General features: G+C 63.4%; 11 protein-coding genes. 8 read left to right on the top strand and 3 right to left on the bottom strand.

Annotated features, from left to right (window positions below):
• Positions 1 to 9: 9 nt before the first annotated feature.
• Genes QRN54_RS01335 through nagB form a run of 6 tightly spaced genes read left to right on the top strand, consistent with a single transcriptional unit; the run spans position 10 to position 5235 of the window.
• Positions 10 to 939: a dihydrodipicolinate synthase family protein gene (locus QRN54_RS01335; protein WP_285181481.1), complete on the top strand. Its 930-nt coding sequence runs from the start codon at positions 10 to 12 to the stop codon at positions 937 to 939.
• 1 nt (position 940) lies between these two features.
• Positions 941 to 1870 (top strand): ROK family protein, encoded by a 930-nt coding sequence (locus tag QRN54_RS01330; RefSeq protein WP_007734314.1) that lies wholly within the window; start codon positions 941 to 943, stop codon positions 1868 to 1870.
• Positions 1867 to 2574 carry an N-acetylmannosamine-6-phosphate 2-epimerase gene (locus tag QRN54_RS01325; RefSeq protein WP_063315004.1) on the top strand — a complete coding sequence of 236 codons (708 nt, stop codon included), beginning with the start codon at positions 1867 to 1869 and terminating at the stop codon, positions 2572 to 2574. The genes QRN54_RS01330 and QRN54_RS01325 overlap by 4 nt, the downstream gene beginning before the upstream one ends.
• Entirely contained in the window at positions 2571 to 3263 is a 693-nt protein-coding gene (locus QRN54_RS01320) for an SGNH/GDSL hydrolase family protein (RefSeq protein ID WP_070161473.1), read from the top strand. The genes QRN54_RS01325 and QRN54_RS01320 overlap by 4 nt, the downstream gene beginning before the upstream one ends.
• A complete protein-coding gene (locus tag QRN54_RS01315) occupies positions 3260 to 4444 on the top strand; it encodes an N-acetylglucosamine-6-phosphate deacetylase (protein ID WP_285181480.1) in 1185 nt (394 codons plus the stop codon). The genes QRN54_RS01320 and QRN54_RS01315 overlap by 4 nt, the downstream gene beginning before the upstream one ends.
• A gap of 11 nt (positions 4445 to 4455) precedes the next feature.
• Positions 4456 to 5235 (top strand): glucosamine-6-phosphate deaminase, encoded by a 780-nt coding sequence (gene nagB, locus QRN54_RS01310; protein ID WP_081557385.1) that lies wholly within the window; start codon positions 4456 to 4458, stop codon positions 5233 to 5235.
• Between the two features lie 9 nt (positions 5236 to 5244).
• Here the strand turns inward: nagB and QRN54_RS01305 are convergent, their stop codons facing one another.
• The 3 genes from QRN54_RS01305 to QRN54_RS01295 form a co-directional block, all read right to left on the bottom strand.
• Positions 5245 to 6876 carry a long-chain-fatty-acid--CoA ligase gene (locus QRN54_RS01305; protein WP_285181479.1) on the bottom strand — a complete coding sequence of 544 codons (1632 nt, stop codon included), beginning with the start codon at positions 6874 to 6876 and terminating at the stop codon, positions 5245 to 5247.
• A 61-nt stretch (positions 6877 to 6937) separates the two neighbouring features.
• Complete coding sequence (locus QRN54_RS01300; protein ID WP_064443137.1) at positions 6938 to 8059, bottom strand: acyl-CoA dehydrogenase family protein; 1122 nt, start codon at positions 8057 to 8059, stop codon at positions 6938 to 6940.
• 12 nt (positions 8060 to 8071) lie between these two features.
• Complete coding sequence (locus QRN54_RS01295; RefSeq protein WP_003945878.1) at positions 8072 to 9253, bottom strand: acyl-CoA dehydrogenase family protein; 1182 nt, start codon at positions 9251 to 9253, stop codon at positions 8072 to 8074.
• Positions 9254 to 9518: 265 nt separating this feature from the next.
• Between QRN54_RS01295 and QRN54_RS01290 the strand changes: the two genes are divergently transcribed.
• Complete coding sequence (locus QRN54_RS01290) at positions 9519 to 9710, top strand: ferredoxin (protein WP_007734330.1); 192 nt, start codon at positions 9519 to 9521, stop codon at positions 9708 to 9710.
• Between the two features lie 109 nt (positions 9711 to 9819).
• On the top strand, positions 9820 to 10737 hold the full coding sequence (locus QRN54_RS01285) for a 3-oxoacyl-ACP reductase (protein ID WP_007734334.1): 918 nt from the start codon (positions 9820 to 9822) through the stop codon (positions 10735 to 10737).
• Positions 10738 to 11146 lie beyond the last annotated feature (409 nt).

Below are 11146 nucleotides of genomic sequence, written 5' to 3'. Positions count from 1 at the left end.
GGAGACCCCATGAGCACGGAAACCACCACCTTCAGCGGAATCGTCCCGCCGATCGTCACACCACTGACGCTCGAGGGCGAGATCGACACCACGTCGCTCGAACGCCTGCTCTCACTGCAGATCGAAGCCGGAGTCGACGGCTTGTTCGTCCTCGGTTCCTCGGGTGAGGTCGGTTACCTCACCGACGCTCAGCGCGCCCAGGTGGTGCAGACGGCCATCGGTCACGTCGGCGGCCAGGTACCGGTCCTCGTCGGAGTGAACGACATGACCACCAACCGGGTCATCGCCGTCGCCGAGCAGGCGCGCGAGGCTGGTGCGGATGCCATCGTCGCGACGGCGCCGTTCTATGCGATCACCGACGCAGCCGAGACGGCAACGCATTTCCGCTCCATCCACGCCGCAGTGGATCTTCCGTTGTTCGCCTACGACGTCCCGGTTCGTGTCCACAGCAAGCTCAGCCCGGCAATGCTGGTCGAGCTCGGTCGCGAGGGAGTCATCGCCGGCGTGAAGGATTCGAGCGGCGACGACGTCAGTTTCCGTATGTTGCTCCGTCAGTCGGCCGGGCTCGAAAACTTCGCCGTCTTCACCGGGCACGAGGTAGTCGTCGACGGATGCCTGCTGATGGGTGCTTCGGGCGCAGTGCCCGGCCTGGCCAACGTGGACCCGCACGGCTACGTACGACTGTGGCGCGCTGCGCAGGCAGGAGACTGGGCCGCAGCGAAGGCCGAGCAGGATCGACTCACCGATCTGTTCTCCATCGTCGAGGCGCCGACACCGGGTCGCGTCAGTGCCGGTGCCGCGGGTCTGGGCGCGTTCAAGACGGCTCTGGCCCTGCGCGGCGTCATCACCGGCAACACGATGTGCGCGCCGATGCTCTCGTTCGACGAGTCCGAGACCGCAACGATCAAGGTCGTTCTGGAACAGGCCGGGCTCCTCTGACATGACATCTGGGCAGAAGCGATGGATCGGTATCGACATCGGCGGCACCAAAGTGGCTGCCGCGGTGGTGACGTCCGACGGAGACGTGATCGACACCGTTCGTGCGGCAACACCGACGGCGGGTAGGGAAGCCGTTCTCGGGACCGCTACCGCGTTGATCGACCGTCTGAGGGCGAATCACACGGTAGCCGGAATCGGAGTCGGTGCACCGGGAATCATCGATCGGGTGCGTGGCCGCGTCGTCTTCGCCTCCGACATTCTGTCTGGATGGAGTGGCGCCGAGGTGCGCGGAGAACTCGAGGCACACTCAGGCCTACCGGTGACGGTGGACAACGACGTGCGCGCGATGGCTCACGGCGAGAACATGATCGGCGCCGGTCGCGGTCGAACCTCTGCACTGTTCGTCTCGATCGGTACCGGAATCGGTGGCGCGTTGACCGTGGGCGGTCAGCTGTACCACGGTGCCCACGGAACAGCCGGCGAGCTCGCGCATCTGTTGGTTCCGGTCTCCGGGGCGATAGGTTGCGGTTGCGGCAGAACCGATCACCTCGAGGCAGTCGCGTCTGGCCCGGCGATGGCAGCCGAGTACGCAGCGCGGGCGGGTGTGCCCACTCAACCGTTACAGGCAGTGGTGGCGCTCATGCACTCGGGCGATCCGATCGCCCGTGCCGTGGTCTCCGACGCCGGTACTCTGCTGGGCCGCGTCCTGGCCGGCATCGCGACTGCATTCGATCCCGAGGTGATCGTCATCGGCGGCGGCGCAGCCCAGATCGGAGCCGACCTCCTGTCTCCGCTGACGTCCGCTTTCCGGGTGGAAGCGATGGGCCCCATTGCCGAAACCGCCATTCTTCCTGCTCGTTTGGGCACCGATGCGCCGCTCGTCGGCGCTGCGCTCCTGGCCGCCGCAACACGAATCGAGGTAACACCGTGACTGTCGAAGAATTGCTCACGATCATCAGCGGGAAGCTGATCGTGTCCTGTCAGGCCGGACACGGCCATGCCCTGCGCGACACCGGGACCATCGAGAGGATGGCCCGCGCTGCGGTCGACGGGGGAGCGGTGGCTATCCGCTGCGGCGGTGTGGGCGGAACCCCGGATGTCGCAGCAGTCGTGTCGGCAGTGAAGGTACCGGTGATCGGTTTGACGAAGATCGGCTCGGAGGGCGTGTTCATCACGCCGACAAGGGAATCAGCCCTCGAAGTCGTGGATTCGGGTGCGCAGATCGTGGCTGCCGACGCCACGCTGCGACCTCGTCCGGATGGGCTGACCTTTGCCGACACCGTCGACGCGGTCCATGATCGCGGCGGCCTCGTCATGGCCGACTGTGGAACACTCGAGGACGGCGTCGCTGCCGCCGCGGCGGGCGCCGACGTCATCTCCAGCACACTGGCGGGATACACCGAGAACAGCCGACGGCTGGCCGGCCCGGACCTGGAACTGATCTCGGAACTGCGGCAGGCACTTCCAGATGCAGTCCTCATTGCCGAGGGGCGATACCACAGCCCGGAGGATGCGGCACGCGCCATCGCCCTGGGTGCAGACTCGGTGGTTGTCGGAACCGCAATCACGGATCCGGCGTTCATCACGTCGAAATTCGCAGCCGCAGTATCGGGCGCCGAAAGGTCGAGGGTGTGACCCCGACGTCGAAGGCTTTGAAGTCCAGGACTGCTGAACGGATTCGACTGGAGACTTTGCTCGTAGACTCCTCGACGCCGATACGGTGGGTCTTCACCGGCGACAGCATCACTCAGGGATTGACGCACACCGACGGTCATCGAAGTTACGTCGAACACTGCGCCGAGCGCGTCCGTGGTGAACTTTCCTTGTTCAACCACGTCCTTGTCAACACCGGGGTGAGCGGCAATCGATCCTCCGACGTGCGTGCGGGTTTCGCACACCGCATCGAAGTGTTCGAACCCTCGGTGGTGTTGATCATGCTCGGTACGAATGACGCATTGGATGGCGAAGAAGGACTGGAGCGGTTTCGAGACGACCTCTCGGACATGATTTTCCGGACGCGAGCGATCGGTGCGGTGCCGATCCTGCAGACGCCGCCACCGATCGACGTCGAGAATGCGCCCACCAGAGCGGGATTGGTTCAGTACGTCGAGGTCGTGCGGCAGGTTGCCGCCTCGACGCGCGTTGTGTTCGTCGACCACTACGCGCAGTGGACGGCCCATTCTCCCGAGGGCCCACCGCCGGCTCTCCTGGCTGACGCGTTCCATCCGAACGAACAAGGGCACTACGTGCTCGCGGACGCCGTGCTCCGTGAGTTGTCGATCGCGGATACCGAAGTTCCCGTTGTACCGCAGGTGATGTCGTGATACATCGTGGACAAATTCTTCGTGGACAACTGGTGACCGGTGGGCAACTGCTTCCGGACGGTGTCGTCGAGATTTCCGGTGATCGTGTGGTGTGGGCCGGGCCCGCGTCGCAGCGAACCGACCCGTTACCCGAACGGGCAGCTGCGGGTACAACGATCATCCCGGGGTTGGTGGACGTTCACTGCCACGGCGCCGGCGGATTCGGTTTCCCCGAGGCAGACGAGTTCGGATCCACCGTGGCTGCCGATCACCACCGGACGAACGGCACGACCTCGGTGATCGGCTCGCTCGTCTCCGCGCCGCCGCAGATCCTGCGCAGTCGCATCGAGCTCCTGGCAGGACTGGTGGACGAGGGTACGCTGGCCGGAATTCACCTGGAAGGTCCATTCCTGTCGGTACTCCGTTGTGGCGCCCAGGATCCCGACAGCATTCTCGACGGCGACCCGGCTCTGCTCGAGTCGCTGCTCGAAGCCGGCCGCGGGCACATCCGCTCGATGACGATCGCTCCGGAGACAGCACACTTCGGCGAACTTGCCTCATTGCTGGAGCGTCACGGTGCCGTCGTGAGTATCGGACACACCGATGCGTCCAACCCGATTGCGACACGTTCGATCGCACACTCGGCGCATGCACCGCTCAGTGCCACTCACCTGTTCAACGGTATGGCTCCGATGCATCATCGCGCTCCCGGCGCAGTGGCGGCGTGTCTTGCCGCGGCCGCGAAAGGACAGATGGTGGTCGAGTTGATCGGGGACGGAGTACATCTCGCCGACGAGACGGTGGCGACGGTGTTCGATCTGGTCGGTCCGCATCAGATCGCGTTGGTCTCCGACGCGATGGCTGCGGCGGGAATGCCCGACGGGCGCTACCCACTCGGACCTCTCGACGTCGACGTGGTCGGTGGCGTGGCGCGGCTGGCCGGCCAGGGGGACACGGCCATTGCCGGCGGGACGAGTCGGTTGATGGACATTGTCCGCAGAGCCGTCAATCACGCGGGCGTCGATCTGCTTTCGGCTGTCATCGCAGCGACGGCAACGCCTGCTGCGCTGATGGGGCTGGCCGGAATAGTCGGCGATCTCGTGCCGGGTTGCCGGGCCGATCTGATCGTCACCGGTCCAGAACTCGAAACCCGCGCCGTCATGGCCGCTGGGAACTGGCTCATGAACTACACCGAAAGCTGAGGAATCAACCGATGGAAATTGTCATTGTCGACAGTGCGGAGGCGGCCGGCACCGTTGTTGCCGACATCTTCGAACACGCGGTGCATTCAGGTGCACGGACTTTGGGCCTGGCGACAGGATCTTCACCGCTCTCGGTGTACCGCGAACTCGCGCGCCGTCACCGCGAGGAAGGGTTGAGTTTTGCCGGCGTGCAGGCGTTCCTGTTGGACGAATACGTCGGCCTGCCGGAAGGCCATCCGGAGTCGTATGCCCAGGTGATCCGCACCGAGCTGGTGAATCACCTGGACCTGGACGCGGCAAGGGTATTCAGCCCCGACGGAACCGCGCCGGATCCATTTGCCGCCGCGGCGGCCTACGACCGGGCGATTGCGTCGAATGGTCCGGTGGACGTTCAACTTCTGGGCATCGGCGGCAACGGTCATATCGGTTTCAACGAACCGACGTCCTCACTGAATTCGAGGACCAGGGTCAAGACGCTGACGGAACAGACTCGAACCGACAACGCCCGGTTCTTCGAGAGTCCGGGCGACGTACCACGGCATGTGATCACCCAGGGCCTCGGAACTATCTGCGAAGCAAAGCATCTGGTGATGATCGCGACCGGCGAGCACAAGGCCGCTGCGATTGCCGCTGCCGTCGAGGGGCCGCTGGCCGCGGTGTGCCCGGCATCGGTCCTCCAACTGCATCCACACGCGACAGTGGTGATCGACGAGGCAGCGGCGTCACAGCTTCGGCTCACCGAGTTCTACAAGACGGTGTCGGCGCACAAACCGCTTGCTCAGCACTACTGAGAATTCGGGCTAGACGGGCTCTCGCGTCTTCTCGAGGCCGAGTGCCATTTCGGGAGTGAGTAATTGGAAGTCGGATTCTCCACGCCGTCGGATCCACACCGGATCGGAGGTGTTCCAGCGTTCGGCGCTCTGCGTTCGAGTGACCACCTTGAACGTCGCCGTTCTCGGGAACTCACTGCACACTCGGATCAAGGTCGGCTTCTGCTTCGGCCCGAGTTCCGGCCGGGAATCGATGTATTCGGCTACGGCTGCCGGGTCGAAGTTGTCGACATCGCCGACCGGAATCACCGACGCCATGACGCGGTCGCCGATGTCGCTGTCGGGGACCGCGTACACGGACACCTGCGCGAAGCCCGGGTAACCGACCAGGGAGCGTTCGATGGGTGCGGCACCGATGTTCTCGCCGTCCACTCGCAGCCAACCGGAACTGCGTCCCGCGAAATAGACGTAACCGTCGACGTCGGTGTACGCCAGATCGCCACTCCAGTACTGGCCGTTGCGCATTCGCTCGGCGTCGGCGTCCGGGTTCTTGTAGTACCCGGCGAACGTGCCTGGGCCGGTGACATTGACCAGTTCACCAGTTGCCTCATCGGCGTTGGTGATCCGGCCGTCGGCATCGAAGACTGCAGGCGGGCATGGCGCTCCGGTCTCGGGATCGAGGATCTTGACGCCGTCCGGGAGCAGTCCGAGGGCGCCTGGCCGGGGAACCGGTGCCGCGGAGATCGAAATGCCGCCCTCGGTGGAACCGAACCCGTCGATGACGCGAGCGTCGAAGCGCCGGACGAAGGTGGCGACGGCGGGCGCCGAACCCTCGTTGCCGTACATGATCTTCAAGGTGTTGTCCCGCTCGTTCGGCACCTCGGGGGTGGAAGCGATGAAGGACAACGGCTTTCCGACGTAGTTGGAGTACGTGATTCCGTACTTGTGAACGTCGGGTAGAAAACCCGAAGCGGAGAACTTGCGTCGCATGGCAATTCCCGCACGAGCGTGCAGCGCGACCGTCCACGCCGCCATCATCGCGTTGGAATGGAACATGGGCATCGCCATGTAGACGACGTCGTCGGCGCCGAGCCCGAAACGATCGGCAAGCATGACCCCGGGAGAGGCCAACTTGTGGTGCGTGCACCGAACCGCTTTGGGATCACCGCTGGTTCCGGAAGTGAAGATGAGCATCAACAGATCGTCGGGCTGCGCCGTAGATGCGTAGGCCGGCGTATCGGCGAAGGGCGCCAACAATTCCGCCCAGGCCGGAGAATCCACGTTGATCACCCGGACGTCGCCGAGATCGACGTCGTCGAGTAGATGTGCCTGGTTGTTCTCGGTGAAGATGACCTGGCAGTCGGAGAGCGCAATGTCTCGCGCCAATGCCGGGCCGCGCCTGGTCGTGTTCAGCCCGGCGGCGGCCGAACCCGAGAACGATGCCGCTCCGAGCAGCAGCGAGAACTCGGGGACGTTCTCCATCAGAAGTCCGAAATGCCTGGGGCGCGTTCGATCGAGCAGCGTGTCCAGCAGCGCCGCTCGATCGAACGAGCCTTGAACGTGCTCGCGCCAGGTGATGACCTGGTCCTCGAAACGGATACCGCGGTCGTCGATCTCGCTGACTCCGAGGAGTAGATCGGAAACAGTGGGGCTCTGACTCATAGCTGCATCATCATCGATTCGTCTCGGACCAGGTCATGGATTTCCACTCGGTGGGACGCACTCAGGCAGGGACTGCGGCAAGTACCTTGCCGAGCGCGCGAAGCTGATCCGTTGCGTTGCCGAGCAGGAACTCGTGATGCTTGGCCGCGAGGAAGTAGCGGTGAACCGGATGGTCCTCGTCCAGACCGACACCGCCGTGAACGTGAACCGCAGTGTGCCCGACACGGTGTCCCGCATCTGCAGCCCAGAACTTGGCCGTCTGTACAGCGCCGTCGGAAGGAAGTCCTTCGCTCAGACGCCACGCGGCAGCCCACAGAGTCAGACGGACACCCTTGACGTCGATGTATCCGTCTGCGAGGCGCTGGGCCACTGCCTGGAAACTACCGATCGGTCGACCGAACTGCACACGCTCGGTGGCATATTCGGCGGTCAGCTTCAACGCTTGATCGAGCACTCCGTACTGGTAGGCGGTCGAACCGAGCTGAATTCGCTCGACGATCCACGCCGCGATGTCCGATCCCTGGGCAACCGAGCCGAGAACACGATCGGCCGGGATCTGCACCGAATCGAATTCGACGAGACCCGCGCTCGAGAAATCTGTGGTCGATTGCCTGGTAATGCTCACGCCCGCGTCCGACGGTTCGACGAGGAAGACCGCGACGCCGTCCTCGGTGATGGCGGGGACGAGGAACAGATCTGCGAGCGGTGCACTGTCGACGGTGATCTTGGCTCCGTCGATGCGCCAACCTTCGGCGGTCTTCTCGGCACGCGTGACGGGGTGGGCCGGGTCGTCGTTGTATTCCTCGGCGAGGGCCGCGGTGAGTATCTTCTCGCCGGCGGCGGCGGCGCTCGCCCATTCGTCTCGCTGCTTGTCCGAGCCGAATTCCGCTATCGCTGCGGCGGATCCGACGATGGACGTCAGGAACGGAACGGCTGAAACACCGCGTCCGAGTTCGGCCAGGATGCTGCACTGCTCGAGGACCCCGAATCCGTCTCCGCCGACCGACTCCGGAAGGGCCGCACCGAGGACGCCGGCCGAGGCCAGAGCGTTCCACAAGATGGCGTCGAAGCGGTCTTCCGCGGCGTCGAGTTCACGAAGGCGATCGTTGGTGACCAGTTCGGTGACTACGGATCGTGTCAGGCCGGACAGGTCCTGCTGGGCTTCGGTAAGGGTGAATTCCATGATCGTGGGTCCTTATCGCTTCGATGCGGGAAGCCGCAGAGCTGTCATTCCGATGATGTCGCGTTGCACTTCGTTGGTACCGCCGCCGAACGTCAGGATCAGCGAAGAACGATGCATACGTTCGATGCGGCCGCGCAGAAGGGCTCCGGGGGAGTTCTGCCTGATCGTGGCGGAGGATCCGAGGATTTCCATCAGCAAGCGGTAAGCCTCGGTGGCGAATTCGGTACCGAACACCTTGTTGGCGGACGCAGCTTCGGGGCCGGGAGCGTGATCGGTTGCGGAGGCGATTTCCCAGTTCATCAACTTCAGGTACTCGGCTTTGGCATGCACGCGAGCCAGATTGATCTGCACCCATTCCTGGTCGATCATGCGTCGGCCGTCGGGCAGCTTGGTGTTCTGTGCCCACTCGCGGACCTCACGCTGCGCGGTCAGAATCGGTCCGGCCGAGGTGAGGGCAACGCGCTCGTGGTTGAGCTGATTGGTGATCAGTGCCCAGCCGCCGTGTTCCTGACCCACGATCGACGACGCCGGGACCCGCACGTCCTGGTAGTAGGTGGCGCTGGTGTCGGGGCCGGCCATGGTGTGAACCGGTGTGTAGGAGAAGCCTTCTGCCGTGGTGGGGACGATCAGCATGCTGATTCCCTTGTGCTTCTTGGCTTCCGGATCGGTGCGGCACGCCAACCACACGTAGTCGGCGTACTGGATCAGGCTGGTCCACATCTTCTGCCCGTTGATGACGTAATCGTCACCGTCACGGACCGCCGACGTGCGCAGAGAGGCCAGGTCGGTGCCGGCCTCGGGCTCGGAGTAGCCGATCGCGAAGTGGAGCTCACCGCGAGAGATCTTGGGCAGGAAGAAGGCCTTCTGCTCGTCCGTACCGAAATGCATGATTGTCGGCGCTACCGAATTGATCGTCAGGAACGGCACCGGCGCACCGGCGATGGCGGCTTCGTCGGTGAAGATCAGCTGGTCCATCGCGGAGCGTTCCTGTCCGCCGTACTCTTTCGGCCAACCCAGGGTGAGCCAGCCGTCCTGGCCCATCTGCGCGACGACTTCGCGGTACACATTGCCTTCGCCGTACTCACCCGTCGTGGCGGCGAGCGCTTCACGCCGCTCGGGAGTCATCAGTTGTGCGAAGTAGGCACGCAACTCCTCCTGGAGCTGTTGCTGCTCAGGGGTGTAGGTGATGTGCATGGTTACCTCTCCATAGAGATACGAATCAAAGCGTCAACCATTCGATTGACACAGGTTCTATCGATGCGTACATCGGCGACAAGGGGCGCCCTCGCCGTCGCCGGCGGATCGTTCGACGTCCGTTCTCGGTACTTTTTCGAATCATTGCACACGACTGAAACAGGTTCTAGTGTTATCGCCAGGAACGGTGTGCGGCACAGCCCTGCGGCACTCGTTTCGTATCCGTGTTCGTGTGAGCAGTTGTGAGTAGAGAAGAGGAATCGCCATGGAGGTCAGGGTTGATCTGGACCGTTGCGAGGCAAACGGTGTGTGCGTCGGGATCGCGCCCGATATTTTCGACCTCGACGACAACGAGGAGCTCGTGATCAGTTCTGTGCGCCCACCGGAGGATCGCTGGGAGGATGTCCGTTCCGCGATCGCTCAGTGCCCGCGCGCGGCACTGACCGAACATCCATGACGATGGTTGCCCAAAACAAGAACACGTTCTAAAGTTGCGAACTCGTGGGTCACGGCAATCGAGCCGGGTAACTCGACACACGACCGCAGAGAACCGGGAGAGCGCTTCGATGAATGCTGTGAACAGCCCAGAAACCAGTCTCGAAGGCAAGGTCGCCATCGTGACCGGTGCCGGATCGGGGCTTGGAAAGTTCGAGGCCATCGGTCTGGCGAAGGCCGGTGCTTCGTTGGTCGTCAACGATCTGGCCCCGAACGAGGCCGTCGAAGCGACGCTCGAGGAAATCCGTGGTCTCGGCGCCAAGGTCGAATTCGTGGCAGGCAACGTCGGTGAGCGTTCTACCGCCGACGCTCTGATGGAAGCAGCGCAGGGGCAGTTCGGCAGTGTCGACATCGTCGTCAACAATGCAGGGGTCGTACGCGACCGGATGCTGTTCAACATGTCCGACGAAGACTGGGATCTGGTACTCGAAGTTCATCTTCGCGGCCATTTCCTCCTGTGCCGCAACGCCGCTGCCTACTGGCGGGCGAAATCCAAGGAAGCCGGGGCGCCGGTGTACGGGCGCATCGTCAACACTTCTTCGGAGGCGGGCCTTCTCGGACCGGAAGGGCAGCCCAACTACGGCGCTGCAAAAGCCGGAATCACGGCGCTGACGTTGTCGGCCGCACGTGGGCTCTCGCGCTACGGCGTTCGGGCCAACGCGATCTGCCCGCGGGCACGGACGTCGATGACCGAAGGTGTGTTCGGTGACGCGCCGGCCGACGGCATCGATCCGCTCTCGCCCGAGCATGTGGCATCGCTCGTCTCGTACCTGGCGTCACCGGCGGCCGACGCCGTCAACGGTCAGGTATTCGTGGTGTACGGACCGATGGTTGCGCTGATGGCGGCGCCCGTCGTCGAGCAGCGGTTCGACGCCGAGGGAGATTCTTGGTCGCCGGAAACGCTGTCCGCGGTGATGGGTGACTACTTCGCTGACCGTGACCCGGCAAAGATGTTCTCGGCATCGGCGGCCCTGCGCGCGTTGGGCTGATCGACGGCGCTGATTCTCGGGTGCGCGACACGTAGAACCGTTGTTCACACTCAGACGGTCTACGTGTCCACTTCCTGGTAGAAATAGCGTGTTCACGAGTCGGTGGGCGCGGCAGTTTGCCTGCGTTCTGTAACGAGACCAACGGTCTCGAAAAAACTGGACTGTGTTCCAATTTTGCATTCCTGCGAACGATGCGATATTCGATCGGCGTGCCCAGTCAAGGCTCTCGCATGGCTGAATTTCGAACCTGGCGCCGAAAGGCGCCGATCATTCAAAAGTATTAATTTCCAGGATATTTCGGCGAAAATCGCATCGAAAAGGGATGCTTCCCATGTCTCCGATCTTCCGGTTTCGGATCGGCGCCGTGAGGCTACTCCTTAGAGTTGGACACTTGTTTTTGACAGGTGAA

The sequence above is a fragment of the Rhodococcus sp. MEB032 genome, from assembly GCF_030208925.1.
In the GTDB taxonomy this organism is placed as follows: Bacteria; Actinomycetota; Actinomycetes; order Mycobacteriales; family Mycobacteriaceae; genus Rhodococcus_F; species Rhodococcus_F qingshengii.
This window is presented reverse-complemented; position numbering and strand designations above follow the sequence as displayed.